This is a genomic window from Schaedlerella arabinosiphila, assembly GCF_003885045.1.
Lineage (GTDB): Bacteria > Bacillota > Clostridia > Lachnospirales > Lachnospiraceae > Schaedlerella > Schaedlerella arabinosiphila.
On record NZ_RHJS01000002.1, the window covers coordinates 4,812,324 to 4,834,547 of the forward strand.

The window sequence follows — 22,224 nt, forward strand, 5'->3', positions numbered from 1 at the left end:
TTATGTTTCATGAAAAAATCAAGGCTCTTTTTTCTTCTGCTGTGGACAGCGTTGCGTCCACAATCTCAAAATACTCCGTCCACCCAGACAAGGATTTTACCCGCCAGAAAAAGCTTCCACCGGATAAGCTCATTACGTTTTTGGTTTCCCAGGGCTCTTCCTCCACTTCCGAGGAACTTTTGGAGTTTTTTGATCTGGATGCAGATGCCCCTTCCGTTTCCGCACTCAATCAGCAACGGGCAAAGTTAAAACCGGAAGCCATGGAAGCCGTTTTTCATCACTTCCATTCCTCACTCTCTTCCTTGGAAGGCGCAGACGGCTATGAATCCATTGCTGCGGATGGCTCTACCTTTTCCTTTTTCAGTAAGCCCACGTTTGCTTCCCCTGACTACTTTGTTTCCGAAGGGCATTCTGCCAAAGGATTTTACAGTTTGCATTTAAATGCCCTGTACAATCTGGACAAGCACATCTATACCGATGCACTGATCCAGCCGATTCACAATAAGGATGAATACCGGGCCTTTGCCACCCTGGTGGACCGCCATCAGACTTCCCCCTGGAAAAAGACTATTTTTATCGGTGACCGTGGTTACTGCTCCTATAATAATATGGCCCATGTGCTCAAAAAAGGGCAGTTTTTCCTCTTCCGCGCAAAGGATATCCATTCCAAAGGCCTTCTTTCCGGTTTTGATTTTCCTGACAAGGAATCCTTTGACATCCGGGTTCGGGTCACCCTGGTACGCAGCCAGTCAAAAAAGATTGCTGTAGAGGGATACCGCCGTTTTGTCGATAAGGCAACCTCCTTTGATTTTATTGAGTACGGGACACGGGATACCTACCAGCTTACGTTCCGCATTGTCAGGTTTCCCATATCAGAGTCCACTTATGAGTGCCTGGTTACCAATCTCCCGGAAGAGGAATTTCCGCCAAAGCGTCTAAAAGAGCTTTATTTTTCCAGGTGGGGCGTGGAATCCTCATTTCGGAAACTGAAATATACCATCGGATTGATCAATTTCCATTCTTATAAGCCGGACTTTGTCAAACAGGAAATATGGGCAAAACTCATCGTCTACAACTTGACAGAAAGTATCATCAACCATACTGCTGTGGTCCATCAAAAGAAGACAAAGCATGATTACAAAATACATTTTGGTACAGCAGCCCATATTTGCAGGGTGTTCCTACGTCCTTCTGTGAAAGAAGGCTCAATCAATGTAACCGCCCTGCTTCAGCGCAGGTTGATCCCGATCCGAAATGAACGGCAGTATCACAGGCTAAAGACAGCCCATTTCCGGAGGCCGCGATATCTTATATACCGGGCAGCCTGAAAGCATTTTTACCTTAAATATAGATATTTTTTAAGCAGATGCGGATCTGCTTAGTCGTCATGCCCAAAAATAATTTTCACCTCTTTCATTATGATCCGAACAGTCTCTCAGACACAAGCAAAAACATATGTTCTGGCTTGTGCTGTGAAAACAAGTCCACTTTATATCTAATAATTTATAGAACACCGGTCTGGCTTTGTTTAACTAAATGACATTGGGGTGTGAACAGTAACGACGGAATACCGGAAATAATGAAGCAATAAAAATATCCTTGAATCCTGCTGCCAGATATGCTATATTAAATATGGAGAGCAATCGCCCACAAAGTGGTTGGCCTCTCCGGTATAGATTATATAGTAAACCTGCCTCGATCTGCCAAGTACAAGGTAGGTTTATTTATTTCCGCTTGTTATTCCTATCTATGTAGGCAAGCAATGCTTATGTATAGTGATTTATTATGGAAAGTTCTAAAATAAAATCCCTCTATTTCGCCTTTTTCTCTATTATAGCTTTATAAGTAAACATGAAATACATCGAATCGTTTTATTTTGACCACATCGTCATGCATGGCGGAAAGGAGATCGTCCTTTCCAGAAGCAGCCGTACGGAGCTGAAAAACCAGTACCAGCAGTTTTTATTTCATCTGGCAAGGAGGGGCGCAGTATGATCGCTTTACAATTATTTGCGGGCTGTTTGCAGCAGCTTGCCCCGTATATGTTTTTGTGTCTGTATCCGTTCCGGAAGCGACTTCGGTTTCCTAAGCGTAAGATATTTCTGGTTGCTGCGGCCCTGCTCCTTGCGGCCTCACTTTTGTTTTCCCTGGCAGGAGCCTTCCTTGCCTCCATACTGCCGAGAGGGCCGTTCCTCCGGCAGATGGTAAACTGCCTGTTTGCGCTGGTTTTACTGCTCTGCTTTTTTTGGTATCTGTATACTGTGAAGGATCTCTGGCAGAAAAAGCTGTTTGTCTTTTCCTTTACGGCCACGGCCGCCCTTCTCATGACTTCTATTTATAACTATTTTGACGTAAAGAACCTGCAAAGCTATAGCTGGCTGCCCTACGGCGGAACTTTTTATCTCTATTACCTTATTGCCGAGCTGGTTACCCTGCCGCCGTGCTGGTTTCTTTTGAAATATTTCTACCTGCCCATAGAAGACGGGCTGGACGCAAGAGAAAGCGGATACCTGTCCGCCCTTTCCCTGTTTTTGTTCGCCCTGCTGATTCCCGGACTTTCCCTGACTGCTCCCGAGTACCTGCACTCTAATCCCGCATTGATCTATTTATTCTGCTCACTTCTGGTGATCACTTTTGTGGTGTATATTCTTTTCTTCAAGCTCTACGGGCTGATCCGTGAAAAAATGCAGTCCCAGCAGGAGGCCATGCAGCTCCAGCATCAAAGTGAGCTGTCTGCCGAACAGTACCGCCGAATCCAGGAGCAGATTGAAAACAGCCGTCGGATGCGCCATGACCTGACTCATCATCTGCTGGCCATACAGAGTTTCCTTGCGGACGGCGAAACCGGACGTGCCGCGGAATACCTGGAACAATATCTGGAAAGCACCAGGAAGTATGAGATCCTCCGCTTCTGCGGCAATCCTGTGGTCAATATGCTTGTCAGCCATTATGACGCGCTGGCAAAGGAGGAGGAGATTGATTTTTCTGTCCGGATCAACATTCCCGACGGCCTGCCGGTCCAGGATACCGACCTTTCCGTCCTGCTGGGGAATCTTTTGGACAACGCGGTAAGGGCAGCAGGGCATGTCACGGAAGCAGACCGCTTCGTGCGCCTGAACATGATTTGCTCCGGAAAAATGCTTGCCATTACGGTGGATAACGGATTTGACGGACATGTAAAGCGGGACGGGGAGCGTTACATGTCTACGAAAGAAGGGCACCAGGGGATAGGGCTGAAAAGTATTGCGGATATCTCGGAAAAATATCACGGCGGGGTGGAATTTACGCATGAAGGGGCGGAATTTCATGCTTTGGTGATGGTGGGGTTGGAGTGAATGATAACGGGATTGAGCGTTGCTGTGAACACCCGGCGAGGGTGTGAACAGCCGGTTTGAATTGCTTTTTAGGTTTTCATTCATTGATGAATTTGTTATTTAGTGATATACTACTATCATAAAACACAGTGTTGAGGAAGATCTTTATTATGACCAGGACATTCACTATTGAAAACGGACAAAAGCCTACAGAAGAACAGCTTAAAGAAGTACAAGAAGCACAGATGCATCCCATCACTTTTGATGAAGATTGCCAGGAGCTGTCTCCCGCATTGATGAAGGCGTTTAAAAGTGCTGTTGTGCAGAGAAACAGGAAGAAAAAAGCTTAAACAATTTCAAATATTAAGTATAAAGACAGTATTTATCTTGCGTGTACCGAAGCTGCAAATGTAGACGCACTGTTAACTACTGCCATCAATTACAACTTATACAAAAGTTATGAGTGCTAATGAGAGGTTAATGGATGGGGTTATATGGATGATAGCAGCAAGGTTAAACATTACTGATAGCACACAAAGAAATGGAATAAATGTTTTAAGAACTGCACGGGTGCATAATTTTTTTACACTTGTATAAGTGTTTTTTGACCGACGAGGTCTCTCTGGACAGCCAGAGCAGGGTATGGTTAGCGCCATACCCTTTTTTATCCATAAGAGGAGAATTAACATATTGAAAGAATATCTGAAGGCACAAAACAAGACAAACGAGATCATTATCTGACAGTAAGATATTAGAATGTAATAATTTTTTATTGAATATATCAAATCACGAATTTGATATGATGAAAGAAATTATTGATGAATTTATATGGGGATTGGAGCAAACAGATATACCTACAGGCTTTGAACAATATACAACCGCTTTAGAAAAAAACCTTATCCCATCATTTCAACGCCCACAAAGCCGCATAAATCAAGAGCAAAATAACCTCTACTGCGTAACAACTCCCATAATAAACTGAGGGGCGAAAGCAGTTTACTGATTTCGCCCTCTTGACTACCCCAAGCAAAGGCGGGAAAAACTGTCAAGGGGAGAGTGTCAGATAATCGGAAAATCACTTGCATTTTTTGAGAAATTTGCATATAATATAAGTGAGCAGATAAATTGCTCTATTAAAGTACGTTGCAGCTTTGAGTGCAACCCTTTAATTTAAGTGCTTCACTACTTTGAACGTGAACCTTTAATTTAAGTGCTTCACAGCTTGAAATGTGAATCATTAATTAGGGAGATAAGTTTATTATCTCCCTTTTCTATATATTGGAGGCTAAAATGGATTTTTATAGGATAAATGAGGAATATATTCATTTCCTTCAAAAATATGAGAAAGAAAAACGTGGAGTGACGAAGGTTCCCAATATTCATTATGCGGAACGTAATAAATTTGCTTTTGGAGCGATATTAAAGGTGAATAGCATAAACTACTATGTGTCTGTATCATCTTTTGACAAGAAGCAGGAAGCAAATATATTGATTCGGGTTTCAGGGGATAAAAAAGAAGTAAAGGGATCTTTGCGTTTTAATTATATGGTGCCAGTTCCCGATGAGTGTCTTAAGAAACTTGTTATTAAAGAGGTGGAAGATGAAAAATACCGTATTCTGCTGAATAAGGAGTACCAGTTTTGTATGAAATATGCTGATAAAATCCAGAAGAAGGCGGAAAAAATCTATAAGATGGTAACATCAAACCAAAAACAAATCCTTACAGATAATAGTTGCGATTTTAATCTTTTAGAGCAGGGATATCGGGAATATATTAAGCTGTATCTGGCAGGAAAATAAGAGGGAAGATTGTGGTTGCAAAATGCTTAGTAAATCCAGTGTTTATGCGGGTTTGCGGATTTTTAAAAGGTCTTTTGACAACAGTCGTTTGCGTGCGATTATTCTTACTGTCCAGTGGTTTGTTGGTGGGAGAATGATTTTTAAGCGGTTTAGATGACTGGCATAAATCCATATTATAACGCCCTTAGCTGTGGGTAGGAACTCATGGCTAAGGGCGTTTTTTGTCGTGTTTTTTAATTGATGAATGGGGCTGGTGATTGGCTTAAAGCAGAATTAGAAACTTTACAAAACCAGTTCTCAGCGGCAAAGACAGATTAGCATTTCAGGCATTCCCATTACGGAAATGCCCTTTTTTCATGTCAGGAACAAACTCTGCTGTTCATACTCCTGCTCCCGCCCAAGCACCGGCGGAGTCTTATGAAGGGCATATTGCGCAAATTGATCGTCGTATACCCACTCCTTTAGCTCCCCTGTCTCCAGAACCAGCGGCATCCTGTGGTGGACAGGGGACACGGACGCATTGGCCTGTGTCGTGAGGATGATAAAACGTTCCTCATCCCCGAATCGGTTGTAGAATCCCGCCATATACACAACCGCTGCGTCCTTCCTGAAAAATGTTACCTTATTTTTATCGGAATCCCACTCATAAAAATGCTTTGCCGGTATCACGCAGCGCCTGTGCAACACGCTGTCCCGAAATGTTTTTCGTTCCAGCGCAGTCTCCGCCCTGGCGTTGATCAGAAGTCCTTTCTTTTGATACTGGGGAAATCCCCACTGCATTTCTTTCAGTTCCAGTGCAGGTGAAATACTGCCCGAAGCGATTGCCGCAGGCTGCTCCCTGCGCTTACCGCATTGCGTCAAAATGCCCGCAGGCTGAGAAGGGAAGATGTCGCCTGTGCGCATTCTCTGTATCTGAAGATCTACATTGTGGATCACCTTTTCAATCTCCCTGGCTGTCTCTTCGTCTACAAAAAATCTTCCGCACATAGTTGTCCTCTCCTTCTCCTGCGATGCACACGCTTTTTTCTACAACGTTACTATTCACAGTAACTCTACAGCTTCAAAATACAGCATTGTCACATATCCAAAAATTATCCGCGGCTGCGTCTGATTCTCACTTAAGAGCCTACGTACGGTCTGTGATCTCCCAATATCCATTCTTTGGAGAACCATGGCGGATCAGAATACCACGTCTTTTCAATTTTTTGATATTAGATTCAATATTCCGGCTCGAAATGCCGATTGCATCTGCGATTTTCTTTGCAGAAAGCCGTGTATCCTGCGATAATAGTTCAAGGATCTGCTTCTGAGTACTGTTCAGATTATCTCTGGAATTATTCGGATGGTCCTCCGATGTTTTTTTGATTCTTCTCCGATGCTTTTCCGATTCTTCTCCGATGCTTTCCTGATTCTTCTCCGATGCTTCTTCATTACTTTTCTGGTCTTCTATTGAAAAAGTACTCCGAAAAAGATCTACACGAAACATATCGTCAAACACCTGAAATCTTGGTGTAAGAAGTCCGTTGTAAAGTCCACCCAGTGAGGTCACTTCCAATCTGTCCCCTTAAATACAGCACATTGCGTTTTTGAAAACGGAAAATGTACAAGCAGGTCATCCATTTTCCGGTGAAAATTGGTGACAAATTATAAATCCCCAAGTTTATGAAATGCGGTCTGTATCTTCGTATAGTTCTCCCAATCCACGTTTTTCAATATATTCTGTCTTTCTGCAAATTGCTCTACAGGAGTCCTGATAGAAAAATATGTATCAAATTTTGCTTTTGTAATATGTCTCCTGGACGATAAATATCTTTTCTGTGGATCTATGTCTTCTACAAAAGCAATACATTTATCAATCACATGTTTATCATATGGATCATTTTCTCCTACTGCATCTAATAAAAATGTCTCCATAGCGCCATTTTATTCAAATGGAATGATAAATAATAAGAATGCAAACTCTACTTCTTCTTTAATCTCAGTAGGCATTTTACATTTTATCCAACGGTCATTTTCCAATTCATTATCACAAATTACAGAATATTCATTCAAAGCATCTTTCATCTGCTGAATAAAATTCAATTCTGTTTCTGCTTCATCCCTATCAGTAATTATTACTATTTTACTATATACAGTCGAAAATCCCGGAATAGACAGATAATTACGATCTAAAACCTCCTTAAGACCGCTGCTTAATCTGCTGCAGCCACCCGTAGACATAATCGTTAAGACATCCGAGTCTTTCACCAGATTTCATGACTTTTGCCGATCCATTCTTAATATTCCCTGTTGTCTTGAAGGATCATCTAACCACTGATAAGCTTTTCTCATATAATATTGTAATAAAACATAATCTGTTGAGCCTTCACATATTATAACATTGTTCATTACCTTAACTCCAATCCGAGATTTTCTTGTGCATGGATTGCTTTTTCACAGCTCATCCGTCTTACATAATTCTTACCCTCATATTTATATAGGTAGTGTCAAGTTAACTACCATATTTTTTTTAACAAACCTTATTATTTCAAGGGTTTCACCACTTTTTCAAAGAAAAAAGCAATGACCTCCCTTTTTTGTGTCAATACTATTACCATCCCACAAACACTGAAAGGAAAATCATTGCTTATGGATATTATTACCTATTTACTCTTTCTCATTCAATCTCTTTACCAACAAAACTGCTGGCTGATTCATTTTATCTGCAGATATATCCCACTGAAACAGTGGGCTTTTGATGATTCCCATTCTCCAAAGTACCAGAAGTTTAAAATTGACGATCTCCCTCTTGTCACTGACTTCCGGCAGGACTGGACTTATCAAGATCTCATCCCTTACTTTGAAAAGCGTTATGGTAAGAAAATACGCCCTGTCAGCCGACGGTCAGAATGCGATATTCCGGACAGCTGTACCTGCCCCCGCTGTGATGCCCCGAAGCCTTTCCTTTATAAAAATAATGGTTCCAAAGGACAGCTTCTCTGCAAAGTCTGCAGCGCAAGGTTCTCACCCGATGAAAGCCGCTTCTCCTCTGTAAAACTACGCTGTCCCCACTGCGGCAATACCCTGGTCCCAAAGAAGGAGCGCAAACACTTTATCATCCATAAGTGCATCAATCCCAAATGTCCTTATTACCTCTACAACCTCAAAAAGGTAGATAAAGAAGATCTCAGGCAGGACTACGGCAAAAATAAATATAAACTCCACTATATCTACCGTGAGTTTACGATGGATTTTTTCAGCATGGATCTCAATACCCTGCCTAAAAATGCTTCATCCCTGAAATTCAGCAAGCATAATGCCCACGTAATGTCCTTGTGCCTGACCCTACACGTCAACCTTGGCCTCTCCCTTAGGAAAACCTCCCAGGCTCTCAGAGACCTGTACAACATCGGCATTTCCCACCAGCAGATCGCTAATTACTGCAAGACCGCAGCTATCTGCGTGAAACCTTTTGTTGACCAATACCCCTACGAAAAAGGGCCTGTTTTTACTGCCGATGAAACCTATATCAAAATCCGTGGGATCAAATCCTATGTCTGGCTCATTATGAATGCCGCATCCCGATCCATCATTGGCTACCAGATCTCTGATAACCGTGGTGTCGGCCCCTGTATCCTCGCTATGCGTATGGCTTTCCGGGGACTTGCAAAACTGCCGGAAAACTTTAAGTTCATTGCTGACGGTTACAGCGCCTACCCGCTCGCTGCAATGGAATTTGTAAAAAAGCTGGGAAACGATTTTACATTCAAAATCACTCAGGTGATTGGACTTACCAACGACGATGCTGTTTCCAAAGAACACCGTCCCTACAAACAGATGATTGAACGGCTCAACCGTACTTATAAGGCATCTTACCGTCACACAAACGGCTTTGACCACATCGACGGTGCCAACTATGACCTTGCCCTCTGGGTCGCATACTATAACTTTCTCCGTCCGCATAAACACAAGAACTACAAAGTTCTTAACGAAGTAGAAATGCTGCGGGGCGCTGACAACATGCCTGGAAAATGGCAGCTTCTCATCTTCCTTGGCCAGCAGACCATCCTGAACCAGCAGAAAAACGGCGGCTCTGCGCCGGAGCGGAGCTGTTGTCAATAGAACCGTGGAATACCGCAGCCGCCTTCAGGCGGTGAGGATATGCCGCGAAAGTCTATTGACATAAGGCTCACGGATGATCCTGTCTGTCAGAAAAGGGGCCACTGCGCCCTTTTCTTGCCTTCCGGCGAGGATGGGTTCGGGCAAAGCCCGAAACCGGGTCAAGGGATTGGTCCCTTGTGGGTTCTTAGGGCAACGCCCTAAGCCCTCGGAGAGCTTTTCGGAGTCGATATCTACAGTTTTCAAGGTTCATTTGGTAAGCGATGCAAAAGAAACCGTATTGTAAAAAATGATCTGCTATGGTAATACTTCCATAACAGATCATTTCATCTTTTTCTGAATTCTACAGTATTCCGGGAGTTCCCTGGACCATGGCAGATATGGATCCAAAATACTTGGATCATTTTGATACTGGTAATCAATTTCCGGCATCTTTTCCAACAGATAAGACAGATATCGGAATACATCCAATTGATTCAATTTCGATGATTCTACCAGTGAATAGACAATCCCACTGGCTCTCGCCCCTTCCGGTGTGTCCGCAAACAGCCAGGATTTACGGCCGGTTGCAAAGGGACGTATACAGGCTTCGCACTCATTATTCGAAATCGGAAGCCTTCCATCCTCCATGAAGGTATTCAGATATTTTTTCTGGTTCCGGCTGTATTGCAGCGCCTTTTTCAAAGATTCGTTGGCAGTATATTTTTCGCTCGTTTCTTCTACCCATGACCAAAAAGCCTCAAGTACCGGCTGGCTCAGTTCTTTGCGTTTCTCCAGCCGCTCCTGCGGTTCTAGGCCCTGAATCTTTTTTTCGATTTTAAAAAGCTGGTCGCACCATTCTCGCGCCTCCGCTCCTTTGCTCCCCTTTAGCTCCTTTCCCGCAGAGTCCAGCGGGATGCTCTCTATATAGTAGCGACGCAGATGCGACCAGCACAGAGCCCGGCTGACTCCTTCTACTTTTTCGTAGCTGTCGCAGGCATCTGTTACCAGATATCCAGCAAATCCGGTATACAGCCGTTTTGCTTCTGCTCCGGAACGGGTCCTTGCATAGTGGAAGAGCACTGCGCGGATCTTTTCAAAGCTTCCGGTCCGCACCACCCACATGAAGGATTCGCTGCTGGCCTTCTTTCCCGGTTCCTTGTTGCATTGGATCCGGGTTTCGTCACCCATCAATACGGAGCAGGTCTCCATGATGACCTGGTGCATCCTCAGGAAGATCGGCTCCAGCCATTCCTGACTGCATCGGATCACCCAATGCGACATGGTGGAACGGTAGATACTAAGCCCAATGCGGTACCAGTCCCGCTCCTGCCTTGCCAGGGGGATTCCCATATCATATTTCTGGTATAGGATCCCTGCAACCAGGGATGGACTTGCGATCGAATGTGGGAGCAAACCTTTGGGGACTCTGGCCGCTACGAATGTGGGGGACAGCTTCTCACTGTCTTGGCTGCCGCATTTTGTACATTTTTTTATCTCCTGCACATACTGTTTTACTTTCAGCTTCGCTGGTTCATATACCACTTCGGTCCGTACTACTTTTTCTCCTACTTTTGTCAGTTGTGCACCGCATACAGGGCAGGTTTCTTCTTCACTTACTACGCAGCGTTCGATCTCTGTTTCAAGAGAAGAGAGCATTTCTGAGCGCACACCTGCCTGACGTACTTTCCGTGTATGCTCCGGTACTGTGATCTCTTTCTGTTGTTTTGCCAGTTCCTGCAGGAGCTGCTCCTGCTCCGGAAACAGGTTCAGCTGTCCTGTAACCTGGGTGGCCTCACTGGATGGGCCATACATCTTTTTACGCGCATGCAAAACTGCCTGGGTCAGGTTCTCGATCTGGATACGTTGTCTTTCGATCTGTGCATCCCGTTCTCCCAGCATCTTTTTCAGAGATTCCACCTGTTCCCGCAGTCTGGTTACTTCTTCCTGTTGTGCTGCTGTCTGCATGGCTCTTCCTCCCTCCCCGCATTTCCTTCATTTTAACATCTTTTTATGAAAAAATCAGCATTCCAGGCTTTTTTTTGACCTGAAAAATGCTGATTTTTTAAGGATAATCCGTGGGTTATCCGTCATTTTTTCTGCTCAGAAGCAGGTATCCTCCGGCTGTATCTTTACCGGCTTATGCGCATATTTCTGTTCAATAGACAGCCCCTCCAGGAGCCAGCGTACCTGCTGCGCAGTGATGTCTTTGATATCGTCAGGTGTCCTGGGCCATTGGAAACGCATGTCCGGCAGGAGCTTCTTTGTTGCCAGGAGGAATCCGTTTCCACCTTCAAAACGGAGTGCTTTCAGACAATCTCGTTTTTTATTGCAGAACAAAAATACACAGACCGGGGAATAGGGATCCAAATGGTATTTCAAAGTAACGAGGGCTGCGAGCCCCTCAATCTGTTTTCGAAAATCCGTCGCACCACAGGCGAGGAAGATATGTTCCGCCCCCTGGGTGATCATGCTCAGCATAGGGACTGCAGGAGCCGCAGTACTCCTGAAACCTGTCCCATATCTGCGTTTTTGTGGATGCCCACATGAAATTCGTGGTATCGGACCTCTAGGGAAAGGGATTCCGGTATCGTTGGCAATTCCTGGTGGAAGAGCGGGAGCTCTATGAAAGGCTGTTCTGCAACAGGAAAGGATTCTGGTTCGGTGTCCATCCTCCGGATCTTTTTCTCCCAGTATTTATAGGTATCATATTTGAAGTTGTTCTTCTCACACCACTTACGAACGGAGAGACCACTTTGGAGCCGCTGGCTAAAGATCATCCTCCATTCCTCATGGCTGTAATGTACATTCACTGACTGATTCCTCCTTCTGCTCTTTTAGAAGCAGTATAGCAGGGAAAGAGAGATTATGCACTACGGTAGGTTTTGAATCGCTTACGTTCATTTGAGCCTGTTTTTTGCAGCTCAGTTTTTCATAAATTACTTGACACTACCTTTATATAATGTATATAAGTTGATATGCTGCTGCAGTTCTTCGCTTAACCTCAGTACCTTCCCTATGGCTTCTTTACTGTGCGATGTCATAAAAACCTGAATATTCTGCTCCACGGCGCTTCTCAATAGCCACGAAAAAATGCTGTCCATGGCGGATGTATGGATTGCTGTTTCAAATTCATCCAACAATAAAATACCGTTTCTTGCTCTGACAATACCGCTTAAAAGCGAAACCGCTTTTTTCATCCCATCGCCGTAAGCATTGAGCGGCAAGGCTTTCTTATGTTTTTTTGACAAGATCATGTACTCCGGATAGCGGATATTATTCTCATTTTTTAAAGCATTGATATTCGTGATATCAGCATCAAATTCCTGCAAAATATGAATCAATACCTCATATGCCGCCGAATCTGACAGGATACCGTCAATATTCAGATTATCACTTGCATGATCGAAAGGAGAGATATAAACGGTTTTAACAAAATCGCCTTTCCTATATACAAATGAAAATGTAGACTGAAAATCATATACGGAAAATGTATTCACCTTTTCTTCATTAAAATAAATCGACAGACGCATATGCTTTGCGTCAACCATCTCATCATCGTTCCAATCCTCTTTGATTTTCTTCAAATTGTTCATCCGATACATTTCGCCTTCCGAAACCTGCGTCTGTTCAATTTCGGCTTTTACTTTTACCGTTTTTCTCTCGTTTTTCGTATCCTTATAATCATATGAAACGACTAGATCCTCCTCGTCTATCGGGAACATATTATAAAAATCCTGGAATATTTTATTGACTTTTTTTGTTCTTTTTTCGGCACATTGCATCCAGCAATCCTCCCGCTGCGGCCGTTCCACCGTTGACAGCAGCTCCAGGATACTGGTTTTTCCGCTGTTATTGTCACCTGTTAAAATATTAATGCTGTTTAATTGTTCCAATTTCAATTCATGAATCCCTTTATATCCATGAATGAATAATTCCTTTATATGCTGTGCCATATGATAAACCGCCTTTCCTTTTTATAATGTCTGTGACTAAGGAACTGTTGGAAAATGTTCTTTCGCTTTTTATGATACCATTCCAATCTATAATTGTCCACGCCCCAAACGGAACTGTTCTATTTAAAATTGACTTCATGGTTACATGTCACACCCCGACCAATCACCACGCTGATTGGTCGGGAGGATGCACATAAAAGCTGGTATTCAGGCCGCCCATTGCCGAAGGCAATTTAAAATGGCGGCCTGAGTTACAGGGCACGCCTGGTCAAGGTGTGACCTGTAACACTTCATGCAAGAATGCTCATGTACGGTAAAGAAGCAAGCAACCGAAAACAAGAGATAGACCGCCAGCACCACACTATTCCGAACAAAAGAACTAAAGACCAAAAGACAAGCACCGTGGAAATGTGTATAACTTGCTATTCCGTCATGGAAAAGTCCGTTCACAGAACATGGAAAAGCTAAAGTGCAGCTTTCCCACATTCTGCAAACGGACTTTCCCACAACTCCATAAGACAGCAAGTTATGCACATTCCCACAGTGCCGACTACTACGGAATCCCTCTTTATCTCCACACAGATTATTTCTTTTATGGCATATTCCAACTTGCGTCAATAGAATAAATAAGCTGGATTATTTTTTCCTTTGGGGTAGAAAAATTATTCTTAATCCAAAGTGAGATTATTGAGAGGCAGCCTTGAATATGATATGTCGCCATATAGAGCATTTCTTCTGAAACGGAAGATATATTTTCTTCTTGCATCCATATTTCAAGATATTTTTCTTCGATGATGTCATACATATGCTCTTGAAATTTGTGGTCAATTCCCTTTCCGAAAAAAAGCAAACGGCTTAGGGCAGGATTTTCATAAATATAATCAATAATGGAATTATAAATATTTTCGTAATGACCTGCTGGATTATCGTTAATAAATTTAGTGAACTCAGATATAGCGTCATGTTCCATTTGCTCATATAAGTCATACACATCATGGTAGTGCGAATAAAAAGTAGCTCTATGTATGTCTGCCTTGTTGACTAATTCCTGTACTGTAATTTTTTGAAGTTCCTTATCAAGCATTGCGTCAGCAAGAGCAGACTGTAATGCTTTTATTGTCTTTTTGACCCGCCTATCATGTTTATTCATAGTTTTCTCCTTTAAACAACAGTTTCGAGCGGCAGTGTCGTTTAGGCAACAATTATAGATAAAATTGAAGATAGAAAAACGACACATGTTATAGTATACTGCTTGTTGTACGGATATGTCAATCTGAATACTATAAAATTCCAAGGCAATGGAGGTAACCATGACACAAAAACAAATTGAACGCAAATCGCTGATAGTAAGCTGCATTGTAAACTTAATAATGGCAATAGGTGGGTTTTGGATTTTTTCGATAACAAATATTCAAGCTCTGTTTTTAGACTGTTCCTTTTCAATGATTGCTTCCTGCTCTTGTTTGGCAGCATTGGAAATTTCAAAAATTAGTAATAAAAAGACAAAGAATTACCCGGACGGTCTTTATTTTTTAGAGCCATTATATTCTATTTTTAGAACTTTATTAACATTGGTGCTGCTGTTTTCTTCTGTTGCTCGTACTGCAAAAGCAGCATGGGGGTATTTTGCATATGGCGTTGGAATCCCTTTGATGATTGAACCTGTGATTCCTTATGAGATACTTATGTGTATCATATGTTTTGGGCTGTCTTTTTTTAACAGAAGCCAGAGCCGTAAAACTAATGATTCCAGTACACTTTTAGCAACAGAATCGAAAGGAAATTTTATCGACGGCATATTATCTTTGGGCGTAGCACTGTCTGCGTTCTTGATAAAACTGATAGATATTAACGGAAGTTTGGGTTTCCTTCATTATACTGGAGATTTTTTCATTACGACAATTATAGTCTTGCCTGCAATAAAAGAACCGATAAGTGTTTTCATATCTTCTTTCCGCGAATTGTCAGGAGGGTTGACAACGAATCAGGAACTAAAAAGAACAGTTTTCCAATTTGTAGAAAAGAATCTTAGCGGTATTATGACATTGCAAAAATGTGACATATATAAAATTGGTATGCACATAAAAGTTTGCATTTATATTACCAATAATATTGATTATAAAAAAATACAAACTGTCAAAAGGAATATCTTGAAAGATATATGTCCTATTTACGAAAATGCTGAAATTGTTTTTTGTGAATGGTAAAATGTGATACCGGGAGAAGATAATTAAAGTAGCGAAACGAGTTAAGACCTGCGCATAGAGTTGTTGTTACTTTGAATTATAAACAAGCAACCATAAACCATGCACCGCCCTATGTGGGAGAAAGGGGGAATCATCTATGCCTTGCACAGAAGCATACAAGGAACATATCATGTATACGTTCAATGGCTTTTGCAAGACCGTCATACGCTTTGCGGCACTCAACGCATGGCGTGATAGGAGCAGACGGCGGCAAAAAGAAATATCCCTTGAATACCTCACAGAAGAAAAGTTTTACCCTTTAGGCACGACAGACGAATATTTTGAAGCACCCTATGAAGAATATCCCATTACGATATGCGGTCAGACAGTTATCCTCACCAATGGGGAACTTGCCGCCGCCCTGTTATCTCTGCCGGAAAGAAAGCGGGAAATTATTTTCCTTTACTTTTTCGGAGATTATACACAACAGGAAATCGGGGAAATGTACGGACGCTGCCGGAGTACGGCGTGGCATCACATACACAGTGCCTTGCAAATGCTGCATAAAGAAATGGAGGTGCTTTTCCGTGAGGAATCCTAAACTTGTGCCGTATGAAACGATTGTCCGGGCGACCAGCGGCGAGCCGGAAGCCATTGACGAGGTTTTGCGGCATTACAGCAAGCGAATCCGGCTTGCTTCCCTTGAAAACGGACACGTCAACAAGGACACCGAGGACAATATCAAACGGCGGCTTATCGTTGCCCTGTTCCAGTTCCGCTTTGACGGACAGCCTACCTAACAGGAGGTGAGATTTGTCGCAAAAATAGTCATGCTTATATTTAACGACACAGAAGAAAAAGCGGTTGAGAAAGCCATAGCCGCCCTTGCGGATATGATACCGCTGGAAGCCATGCAGCCGCCCCACTCCCCGGCACTTACTTTTCCGGGATTGGAAATAAAATTACACCAACGCCGGGTATTAAAAAACGGCACAGACATTCCCCTCACCCGTTTAGAGTACGGCGCACTCTGCTACCTTGCCGCCAGTCCGGGGCGGGTATTCACAAAGGCGCAAATCTTTGAAGCCGTGTGGAGCATGGAAAGCGAAAGCTGCCAGTCAAGCGTGTCAAATGTGATATGCAATCTACGGAAAAAGATAGAGCCGGACAGTGGCAAGCCCACTTACATAAAAACCGTTTTAGGCGTGGGCTACAAGTTTGCTTCCGGGGAATGATAACAGAATAACCGCCGCCCATCAGCGGCAGATAAAGACAGGAAATCAAGAAAAGGTTTCCTGTTTTTTTGCGCCCAAAACCAAGCCGGATTTTGCACCGTAATAAAATAATTCAACTACTTTCTGAAAACATTGCCTAAATTTCCTTTTTTCCCGTAGTAGGTAATAAGGGGAAAAATAATTGCCGGAAAGTTTGGCGTTTTTTGAAACTGTCCGTATATCACTACAAAACGGAACTGATTTCAAGCCAAAAAAGGCTTCCAGTTTTCCGTTTTTGTCAAATGCTGTTGTGAAAACACGAAAAGAAATTCCGGGGAACTTTGCCAGATTTGCCTTGCCGTGCGTAGTAAGTAATAGAGGGAGAAATACCGCCGCATAGTTGGCAGAATCCACGCCGAGCAAGCCGGGGGTATCAGCAAAAGCCCACACAGAGGAAGCCGCCACTTTCTTAGAGCAAGATTCTACCACAGTACCAAATTTCGCCTACCGGCTCATTTTGTCCTGCGGGAATCTTGTTGGGGTTGCCACCCCAAGCCCGCCTTTTTGCGGCTTACGCCGCTTGAAAAATCCCCGAAAAAATATTTTCGGATTTTTCAAAAAACACTTCCGTTTTGCCCCCTGTTTTTCTCCTATTGGTGAGAGGGCAAAGCATAAAAAGAAAGGAGTTGAAAGCCATGAAAAGATACAACACGCCCCACCGCCACCGGGTAATCAAGACACGCTTGACCGAGGAAGAATATGCAGAGTTTTCCGAGCGTGTCACCCTCTGCAAAATGAGCCAAGCCGAGTTTATCCGGCAAGCCCTTATCAAGTCAAGCATACGCCCGGTCATTACCGTTTCCCCGGTCAATGATGAACTGCTGTCTGCTGTTGGAAAACTCACAGCCGAGTATGGCAAGATAGGCGGCAACTTGAATCAGATTGCCCGCTGTCTGAACGAGTACGGCGCACCTTATAACGCTCTCTCCCAAGAGGTACGAGCCGCCACAGCGGAGCTTGCCGCCTTGAAGTTTGAAGTCTTGCAGAAAGTAGGTGAAGCCGTTGGCAACGTTCAAACATATCAGCTCTAAAAACGCCGACTATGGAGCTGCCGAGCAGTACCTAACCTTTGAGCATGACGAGTTTACCATGAAGCCCACCCTTGATGAAAACGGGCGGCTTATACCCCGTGATGATTACCGCATATCTTCCCTTAATTGCGGCTGGGAGGATTTCGCCATAGCGTGTATGCGCTCCAATCTCCACTATGGGAAAAACCAAAAGAGGGAGGACGTAAAGAGCCACCACTATATCATCAGCTTTGACCCCCGTGACGCACCCGACAACGGCTTGACCGTAGACCGGGCGCAAGCATTGGGCGAGGAATTTTGCAAGACGCATTTCCCCGGACACCAAGCCCTTGTATGCACCCACCCGGACGGACATAACCACAGCGGTAATATTCATGTGCATATCGTAATCAATTCTTTGCGGATTGCGGAAGTGCCGCTACTTCCCTACATGGAAAGACCAGCGGACACAAGGGAGGGCTGTAAGCACCGCTGTACGGACGCAGCTATGGAGTATTTCAAAGCGGAAGTCATGGAGATGTGCCACCGGGAAAACCTCTATCAGATTGACTTGCTGAACGGGAGCAATAACCGAGTTACCGAGCGTGAGTATTGGGCGAAACGGAAAGGACAAGCCGCACTGGATAAAGAGAACACTTCCCTTGCCGCCGCAGGTGAGCCGCCCAAACTTACGAAATTTGAAACCGCCAAAGAGAAGCTACGGCGCACGATCCGCACCGCCCTGTCCTCTGCTACCTCTTTTGAGGACTTCGCCGGGAAGCTGTTACAGCAAGGCGTGACCGTCAAGGAAAGCCGGGGAAGATTGTCGTATCTCACGCCGGACAGGACGAAGCCCATCACCGCCCGGAAGCTGGGTGATGATTTTGACCGTGCCGCCGTACTGGAAACACTCTCCCAAAACGCACAGAACGCCACAAGAGCCGCCGAAAAGCCCTTACCCAAACAGGAATACTCCCGCAGCATAAAAGACCGTTTACAGCGTAACAAAGCCGCCATAAACGCCCCGAAGAATGACGGAGTACAGCGCATGGTAGACCGGGAAGCCAAGCGAGCCGAGGGCAAGGGCATAGGATATGACCGCTGGGCGGCTGTCCACAACCTAAAGCAAATGGCGGCGACCATAAGTATTTACGAGGAATCCGGCTTTTCTTCCCCGGAAGAACTGGAAGCCGCCCTTGCCGCCGCCAGTGCGGGCTTGCATGAAACCACCGGGAAACTGAAAGCCGTGGAAAGCACTTTACGGGAGAAAAAAGACTTGCAGAAACAGCTATTAGCCTACATCAAGACCAAGCCAGCCCGTGACGGATTGCGGGCGCAGAAAACGGAGAAAGCCCGGAGAGCCTACCGGGAGCAGCACGAAAGCGAGTTTATCATTTCCGAATCCGCCGCCCGGCATTTCAAGGCACAGGGAATCTCCAAGCTGCCAGCGTCCAAAGCATTGCAGACCGAGATTGAGCAGCTTACCAAGAAGAAAAACGCCCTTTACAACGAGTACCGGGAGAAGAAAGAGAACGTCCGGGAATTGCAGACCGTCAAGGGCAATATCGGGCAGATTTTAAGACGTGAGCCGGAACGGGGAAAGGGGCGGGAAAATGAACGGTAAACGCCCATACATGGACTACCCACAGTACAGAGCCGCCCGCCGCCTTGTGCATGAGTGCTGCAACTATGACAACGGCAACTGTATCTTGCTGGATAACGGCGAGCCTTGCGTATGTGTACAGAGTATCAGCTATTCCCTTATGTGCCGCTGGTTCATTGCCGCCGTGCTGCCGCTGGACGGAAAACTGGAAGCCGCCCTTTTGCACCGGGCAGACAGGAAACGCTGTACCGAGTGCGGCGGGTATTTTCTCCCCAAATCCAACCGGGGGAAATACTGCCCGGATTGCGCCGGACGCATGAAAAGAATCCATGCCGCACAGCGCAAGCGGAAACAGAGGGGTAAATGTCACGCTTTAGGATATTCCAAACCCCCGTAAATCAAGGCTTTTTTGACCGCCCTCAAAGGGTAGCCGATACATTTATCCTTTACCCCCACAAGAGCTGTTTTAAATGCGTAACAGAAGCCACAGAACAGACCAAAGGAGGAACGAATGGCAGACAACCGCAAATATTACTACCTAAAGCTGAAAGAGAGCTATTTTGACGAGGACGCTATCGTGCTGCTGGAAAGTATGCAGGACGGTATGCTCTACTCAAACATTCTCTTGAAGCTGTACCTAAAATCGCTGAAAAACGGGGGAAAGCTCCAGCTTGCCGAGAATATCCCCTACACCGCACAGATGATAGCCACAATCACCCGCCAGCAAGTCGGCACAGTGGAGAGGGCTTTGCAGATTTTTATGAAGCTGGGGCTTGTAGAGCCGTTGCAGAACGGGGCTTTATACATGAGCAACATAGAACTCTTAATCGGTCAGTCCTCTACCGAGGGGGAGCGCAAACGCCGGGCAAGGCGGGCTTTGCAGGAGCAGAAAGCCCTGCCGGAAGCCGTGGCGGACAAACGTCCACCATATGGGGCGGACATTTGTCCACCAGAGATAGAGATAGAGATAGATATAGAGTTAGAGATAAAGAGAGAGGGAGAGATAAAAACCGGACAGACCGCCCCCGCCCCTTTTGGCAGATATGAAAACGTATTTTTGTCAGAAAAAGAGCTTGCGGAGCTGCAAGAGGAACTTCCCGGCAAATGGGAGTATTACATAGACCGCTTATCCGGCTATATCGCTTCCAGCGGGAAGAAATACAAGAACCATGCCGCCACTATCCGGCGTTGGGCGGCTGATGACAGGGCAAAGGGGAAGCCTAAAAAGGGAATCCCCGACTATACCTACAAGGAGGGCGAGAGCCTTTGACAGCATAGATACAACGCCCCGTAAACAGGGCGTGAAAGACCATGAACAAGGAGGAATGATTTTATGAGTGATTATGATAACGCTGTTTTCCGGCTTGCCACGGCACAGGAAGCAGAGCCGGAGGACTACACGGGCGAGGACGGGCTTTTGTATTGCGGGAGCTGCCGCCAGCCCAAAGAAGCCTATTTCCCGGAGGGCAAGACCTTTTTCGGACGTGACCGGCACCCCAGAGAATGTGACTGCCAGCGGAAACGCCGGGAAATGCTGGAAGCCGCCGACCGGGAGCAGAAGCACCGGGAGGAAGTGGAACGGCTGAAAAGAAAGGGCTTCACCGACCCGGCTATGAGGGAATGGACGTTTGGGAACGACAACGGCAAATGCTCCCAAATGGTGAAAGCCCGTGCCTATGTGGAACAATGGGAGCAGATAAAGGACGGAAACCACGGAATGATTTTGTGGGGAGAAGTCGGCACAGGCAAGAGCTATTTTGCCGGGTGTATCGCCAATGCCCTCATGGAGAAAGAGGTTTCCGTGTGCATGACGAACTTTGCCCTTATCCTCAATGACCTTGCCGCCAGCTACAAGGACAGGAACGAATACATATCCCGCCTTTGCAGCTTCCCCCTGCTTATCCTTGACGATTTCGGCATGGAGCGTAGCACGGAATACGGGCTTGAACAGGTTTACAACGTGGTTGACAGCCGATACCGCAGCCAAAAGCCGCTGATAGTCACCACAAATTTGACGCTGGAAGAATTGCAGAACCCGGAGGACACGCCCCACGCCCGGATTTATGACCGCCTTATTGAAATGTGTTCCCCTGTCTGCATTACCGGGGAGAATTTCAGAAAAGCCAAAGCAAGGGAGAAAATGGAACAGCTTAAAAAGCTGCTGAACAGAAAGGAGAGCCTATGACCGACACCCCCAACAGAAGCACCGCCACTACCGCCCGCCGCCCGGATTGTGTGACCGAGGTACGCCGGGGGAACACCGTCCTTGTGGTTTCCGGCTATTTCAAACAGGACGCTACCGCCACCGCCGCCGACAAGATGATGAAAGTGCTGGAAGCGGAAAGCGCAGCCGGACACAAGCCGCCATTTACCGCATAAACCGGGCATGAAAAAGCGGTCATGCCGTGGAGTATGACCGCCAGTTCCTGCCTATTTTCTTTTTTGGAATTTTTCGACTGAAAATTCGTATGCTTCTTGAATAAGGGGCTTTAACCGTTCAAATGTCTGTTTGGACGGATTTAGGACGCTTACCCACCCCATCCAAGCATAAACCGGGTGGGGAATGATAATGTCTAAAGCAGTGAAATCACAATCCATATCCACGACACCGCCCGCCGCCGGACGTGCCGGAATTTTACCATACATCTTTTGGAATGTGCTTTTTCGCAGCCCAAGATTGACACGGTAAATACCTGTTCTGTCAAGATTGGACGCTTTATCGTTATCACCGTCTTTTTCCTTAACAGTCAGAACATATACGCCACGTTTTAATACAAGACCGGGATTGTAGAAAATCCCTTTTTCGCCCCAACTTTCAACGAGTACCGTACCGTTTAAGGAGGAAAGGCAGTAATCCAATATTTGTTTTGCTTCCATAGTGTTCTACCTCACAAAATATAAAATAAAGAGCTGTCGGATTATTGTAGCACAAATCAGAGATTATTTCCATAAACATCTAATTTGCGACAAGCCTTAATGAAAAACCGTGATATTTTTCGACATA

At 45.0% G+C, this 22,224-nt stretch carries 28 protein-coding genes; 17 read left to right on the top strand and 11 right to left on the bottom strand.

Annotated elements, in window-relative coordinates; all coding sequences use genetic code 11:
* Positions 1-2 precede the first annotated feature (2 nt).
* From EBB54_RS22655 to EBB54_RS22680, 6 genes are all read left to right on the top strand, one after another.
* Entirely contained in the window at positions 3-1,328 is a 1,326-nt protein-coding gene (locus EBB54_RS22655; RefSeq protein WP_125127865.1) for an IS4 family transposase, read from the top strand.
* 523 nt (positions 1,329-1,851) lie between these two features.
* A complete protein-coding gene (locus EBB54_RS22660) occupies positions 1,852-1,995 on the top strand; it encodes a hypothetical protein (RefSeq protein ID WP_193554379.1) in 144 nt (47 codons plus the stop codon).
* On the top strand, positions 1,992-3,335 hold the full coding sequence (locus EBB54_RS22665; protein WP_125129097.1) for a sensor histidine kinase: 1,344 nt from the start codon (positions 1,992-1,994) through the stop codon (positions 3,333-3,335). The genes EBB54_RS22660 and EBB54_RS22665 overlap by 4 nt, the downstream gene beginning before the upstream one ends.
* A 149-nt stretch (positions 3,336-3,484) precedes the next feature.
* Positions 3,485-3,664, top strand: a complete 180-nt coding sequence (locus EBB54_RS22670; protein WP_004071541.1) for a hypothetical protein — start codon at positions 3,485-3,487, stop codon at positions 3,662-3,664.
* Positions 3,665-4,113: 449 nt separating this feature from the next.
* On the top strand, positions 4,114-4,296 hold the full coding sequence (locus EBB54_RS22675; protein ID WP_125129098.1) for a hypothetical protein: 183 nt from the start codon (positions 4,114-4,116) through the stop codon (positions 4,294-4,296).
* Positions 4,297-4,604: 308 nt separating this feature from the next.
* Positions 4,605-5,114, top strand: coding sequence for a type III toxin-antitoxin system ToxN/AbiQ family toxin (locus EBB54_RS22680; protein WP_004071543.1), 510 nt, complete (start codon positions 4,605-4,607; stop codon positions 5,112-5,114).
* 354 nt (positions 5,115-5,468) lie between these two features.
* Here the strand turns inward: EBB54_RS22680 and EBB54_RS22685 are convergent, their stop codons facing one another.
* From EBB54_RS22685 to EBB54_RS22700, 4 genes are all read right to left on the bottom strand, one after another.
* The gene (locus EBB54_RS22685; RefSeq protein WP_004071545.1) at positions 5,469-6,101 is read right to left on the bottom strand and encodes an SOS response-associated peptidase; all 633 of its coding nucleotides are present in this window, start codon (positions 6,099-6,101) and stop codon (positions 5,469-5,471) included.
* 139 nt (positions 6,102-6,240) lie between these two features.
* A complete protein-coding gene (locus tag EBB54_RS22690; protein WP_243127778.1) occupies positions 6,241-6,600 on the bottom strand; it encodes a winged helix-turn-helix transcriptional regulator in 360 nt (119 codons plus the stop codon).
* 158 nt (positions 6,601-6,758) lie between these two features.
* Positions 6,759-7,028, bottom strand: coding sequence for a hypothetical protein (locus EBB54_RS22695; protein ID WP_125129099.1), 270 nt, complete (start codon positions 7,026-7,028; stop codon positions 6,759-6,761).
* Between the two features lie 9 nt (positions 7,029-7,037).
* Positions 7,038-7,361: a hypothetical protein gene (locus EBB54_RS22700; protein WP_148099394.1), complete on the bottom strand. Its 324-nt coding sequence runs from the start codon at positions 7,359-7,361 to the stop codon at positions 7,038-7,040.
* 381 nt (positions 7,362-7,742) lie between these two features.
* On the opposite strand from EBB54_RS22700, the gene EBB54_RS22705 reads away from it, so the two are divergent.
* Positions 7,743-9,215 (top strand): DDE-type integrase/transposase/recombinase, encoded by a 1,473-nt coding sequence (locus EBB54_RS22705; RefSeq protein ID WP_125129101.1) that lies wholly within the window; start codon positions 7,743-7,745, stop codon positions 9,213-9,215.
* Between the two features lie 318 nt (positions 9,216-9,533).
* On the opposite strand, the gene tnpC is transcribed toward EBB54_RS22705, so the two are convergent.
* From tnpC to EBB54_RS22735, 5 genes are all read right to left on the bottom strand, one after another.
* Positions 9,534-11,159 (bottom strand): IS66 family transposase, encoded by a 1,626-nt coding sequence (gene tnpC, locus EBB54_RS22710; RefSeq protein ID WP_243127744.1) that lies wholly within the window; start codon positions 11,157-11,159, stop codon positions 9,534-9,536.
* Positions 11,160-11,294: 135 nt separating this feature from the next.
* Positions 11,295-11,672, bottom strand: a complete 378-nt coding sequence (gene tnpB / locus EBB54_RS22715) for an IS66 family insertion sequence element accessory protein TnpB (RefSeq protein ID WP_125128754.1) — start codon at positions 11,670-11,672, stop codon at positions 11,295-11,297.
* A complete protein-coding gene (tnpA, locus tag EBB54_RS22720; protein ID WP_125126868.1) occupies positions 11,666-12,004 on the bottom strand; it encodes an IS66 family insertion sequence element accessory protein TnpA in 339 nt (112 codons plus the stop codon). The genes tnpB and tnpA overlap by 7 nt, the downstream gene beginning before the upstream one ends.
* 126 nt (positions 12,005-12,130) lie before the next feature.
* Complete coding sequence (locus EBB54_RS22725) at positions 12,131-13,147, bottom strand: AAA family ATPase (protein ID WP_125129102.1); 1,017 nt, start codon at positions 13,145-13,147, stop codon at positions 12,131-12,133.
* A gap of 592 nt (positions 13,148-13,739) precedes the next feature.
* Positions 13,740-14,297 (bottom strand): TetR/AcrR family transcriptional regulator, encoded by a 558-nt coding sequence (locus tag EBB54_RS22735; protein ID WP_016292402.1) that lies wholly within the window; start codon positions 14,295-14,297, stop codon positions 13,740-13,742.
* Between the two features lie 160 nt (positions 14,298-14,457).
* On the opposite strand from EBB54_RS22735, the gene EBB54_RS22740 reads away from it, so the two are divergent.
* The 4 genes from EBB54_RS22740 to EBB54_RS22755 all read left to right on the top strand — a co-directional run bounded on the left by EBB54_RS22740 (position 14,458) and on the right by EBB54_RS22755 (position 16,568).
* A complete protein-coding gene (locus EBB54_RS22740; RefSeq protein WP_125129104.1) occupies positions 14,458-15,354 on the top strand; it encodes a cation transporter in 897 nt (298 codons plus the stop codon).
* Positions 15,355-15,490: 136 nt separating this feature from the next.
* The gene (locus EBB54_RS22745) at positions 15,491-15,934 is read left to right on the top strand and encodes an RNA polymerase sigma factor (protein ID WP_016292401.1); all 444 of its coding nucleotides are present in this window, start codon (positions 15,491-15,493) and stop codon (positions 15,932-15,934) included.
* Positions 15,921-16,133, top strand: a complete 213-nt coding sequence (locus EBB54_RS22750) for a helix-turn-helix domain-containing protein (protein WP_016292400.1) — start codon at positions 15,921-15,923, stop codon at positions 16,131-16,133. The genes EBB54_RS22745 and EBB54_RS22750 overlap by 14 nt, the downstream gene beginning before the upstream one ends.
* A 30-nt stretch (positions 16,134-16,163) precedes the next feature.
* Positions 16,164-16,568 carry a winged helix-turn-helix domain-containing protein gene (locus tag EBB54_RS22755; RefSeq protein WP_016289765.1) on the top strand — a complete coding sequence of 135 codons (405 nt, stop codon included), beginning with the start codon at positions 16,164-16,166 and terminating at the stop codon, positions 16,566-16,568.
* Positions 16,569-16,613: 45 nt separating this feature from the next.
* Here the strand turns inward: EBB54_RS22755 and EBB54_RS22760 are convergent, their stop codons facing one another.
* On the bottom strand, positions 16,614-17,036 hold the full coding sequence (locus tag EBB54_RS22760; RefSeq protein ID WP_125129105.1) for a hypothetical protein: 423 nt from the start codon (positions 17,034-17,036) through the stop codon (positions 16,614-16,616).
* A 206-nt stretch (positions 17,037-17,242) separates the two neighbouring features.
* Between EBB54_RS22760 and EBB54_RS22765 the strand changes: the two genes are divergently transcribed.
* From EBB54_RS22765 to EBB54_RS22790, 6 genes are all read left to right on the top strand, one after another.
* Positions 17,243-17,638, top strand: coding sequence for a plasmid mobilization protein (locus tag EBB54_RS22765; RefSeq protein ID WP_016227216.1), 396 nt, complete (start codon positions 17,243-17,245; stop codon positions 17,636-17,638).
* A complete protein-coding gene (locus tag EBB54_RS22770) occupies positions 17,610-19,241 on the top strand; it encodes a relaxase/mobilization nuclease domain-containing protein (protein WP_125129106.1) in 1,632 nt (543 codons plus the stop codon). Before EBB54_RS22765 ends, EBB54_RS22770 begins: the two co-directional genes overlap by 29 nt.
* On the top strand, positions 19,231-19,617 hold the full coding sequence (locus tag EBB54_RS22775) for a cysteine-rich VLP domain-containing protein (RefSeq protein WP_125129107.1): 387 nt from the start codon (positions 19,231-19,233) through the stop codon (positions 19,615-19,617). Before EBB54_RS22770 ends, EBB54_RS22775 begins: the two co-directional genes overlap by 11 nt.
* A 114-nt stretch (positions 19,618-19,731) precedes the next feature.
* Positions 19,732-20,490 (top strand): phage replisome organizer N-terminal domain-containing protein, encoded by a 759-nt coding sequence (locus tag EBB54_RS22780; protein WP_125129108.1) that lies wholly within the window; start codon positions 19,732-19,734, stop codon positions 20,488-20,490.
* A gap of 63 nt (positions 20,491-20,553) precedes the next feature.
* A complete protein-coding gene (locus EBB54_RS22785) occupies positions 20,554-21,405 on the top strand; it encodes an ATP-binding protein (RefSeq protein WP_125129109.1) in 852 nt (283 codons plus the stop codon).
* Positions 21,402-21,599 carry a transposon-encoded TnpW family protein gene (locus tag EBB54_RS22790; protein ID WP_125129110.1) on the top strand — a complete coding sequence of 66 codons (198 nt, stop codon included), beginning with the start codon at positions 21,402-21,404 and terminating at the stop codon, positions 21,597-21,599. Before EBB54_RS22785 ends, EBB54_RS22790 begins: the two co-directional genes overlap by 4 nt.
* 51 nt (positions 21,600-21,650) lie before the next feature.
* On the opposite strand, the gene EBB54_RS22795 is transcribed toward EBB54_RS22790, so the two are convergent.
* Positions 21,651-22,097: a DUF6194 family protein gene (locus EBB54_RS22795; RefSeq protein WP_117460706.1), complete on the bottom strand. Its 447-nt coding sequence runs from the start codon at positions 22,095-22,097 to the stop codon at positions 21,651-21,653.
* Positions 22,098-22,224 lie beyond the last annotated feature (127 nt).

Bases quoted from the DNA above. Each gene is read 5' to 3' on its own strand.
- EBB54_RS22655 (WP_125127865.1), top strand. From the start codon at position 3: ATGTTTCATGAAAAAATCAAGGCTCTTTTTTCTTCTGCTGTGGACAGC.
- EBB54_RS22660 (WP_193554379.1), top strand. From the start codon at position 1,852: ATGAAATACATCGAATCGTTTTATTTTGACCACATCGTCATGCATGGC.
- EBB54_RS22665 (WP_125129097.1), top strand. From the start codon at position 1,992: ATGATCGCTTTACAATTATTTGCGGGCTGTTTGCAGCAGCTTGCCCCG.
- EBB54_RS22670 (WP_004071541.1), top strand. From the start codon at position 3,485: ATGACCAGGACATTCACTATTGAAAACGGACAAAAGCCTACAGAAGAA.
- EBB54_RS22675 (WP_125129098.1), top strand. From the start codon at position 4,114: ATGATGAAAGAAATTATTGATGAATTTATATGGGGATTGGAGCAAACA.
- EBB54_RS22680 (WP_004071543.1), top strand. From the start codon at position 4,605: ATGGATTTTTATAGGATAAATGAGGAATATATTCATTTCCTTCAAAAA.
- EBB54_RS22685 (WP_004071545.1), bottom strand. From the start codon at position 6,101: ATGTGCGGAAGATTTTTTGTAGACGAAGAGACAGCCAGGGAGATTGAA.
- EBB54_RS22690 (WP_243127778.1), bottom strand. From the start codon at position 6,600: ATGTTTCGTGTAGATCTTTTTCGGAGTACTTTTTCAATAGAAGACCAG.
- EBB54_RS22695 (WP_125129099.1), bottom strand. From the start codon at position 7,028: ATGGAGACATTTTTATTAGATGCAGTAGGAGAAAATGATCCATATGAT.
- EBB54_RS22705 (WP_125129101.1), top strand. From the start codon at position 7,743: ATGGATATTATTACCTATTTACTCTTTCTCATTCAATCTCTTTACCAA.
- tnpC (WP_243127744.1), bottom strand. From the start codon at position 11,159: ATGCAGACAGCAGCACAACAGGAAGAAGTAACCAGACTGCGGGAACAG.
- tnpB (WP_125128754.1), bottom strand. From the start codon at position 11,672: ATGCTGAGCATGATCACCCAGGGGGCGGAACATATCTTCCTCGCCTGT.
- EBB54_RS22725 (WP_125129102.1), bottom strand. From the start codon at position 13,147: ATGGCACAGCATATAAAGGAATTATTCATTCATGGATATAAAGGGATT.
- EBB54_RS22735 (WP_016292402.1), bottom strand. From the start codon at position 14,297: ATGAATAAACATGATAGGCGGGTCAAAAAGACAATAAAAGCATTACAG.
- EBB54_RS22740 (WP_125129104.1), top strand. From the start codon at position 14,458: ATGACACAAAAACAAATTGAACGCAAATCGCTGATAGTAAGCTGCATT.
- EBB54_RS22745 (WP_016292401.1), top strand. From the start codon at position 15,491: ATGCCTTGCACAGAAGCATACAAGGAACATATCATGTATACGTTCAAT.
- EBB54_RS22755 (WP_016289765.1), top strand. From the start codon at position 16,164: ATGCTTATATTTAACGACACAGAAGAAAAAGCGGTTGAGAAAGCCATA.
- EBB54_RS22765 (WP_016227216.1), top strand. From the start codon at position 17,243: ATGAAAAGATACAACACGCCCCACCGCCACCGGGTAATCAAGACACGC.
- EBB54_RS22775 (WP_125129107.1), top strand. From the start codon at position 19,231: ATGAACGGTAAACGCCCATACATGGACTACCCACAGTACAGAGCCGCC.
- EBB54_RS22780 (WP_125129108.1), top strand. From the start codon at position 19,732: ATGGCAGACAACCGCAAATATTACTACCTAAAGCTGAAAGAGAGCTAT.
- EBB54_RS22785 (WP_125129109.1), top strand. From the start codon at position 20,554: ATGAGTGATTATGATAACGCTGTTTTCCGGCTTGCCACGGCACAGGAA.
- EBB54_RS22790 (WP_125129110.1), top strand. From the start codon at position 21,402: ATGACCGACACCCCCAACAGAAGCACCGCCACTACCGCCCGCCGCCCG.
- EBB54_RS22795 (WP_117460706.1), bottom strand. From the start codon at position 22,097: ATGGAAGCAAAACAAATATTGGATTACTGCCTTTCCTCCTTAAACGGT.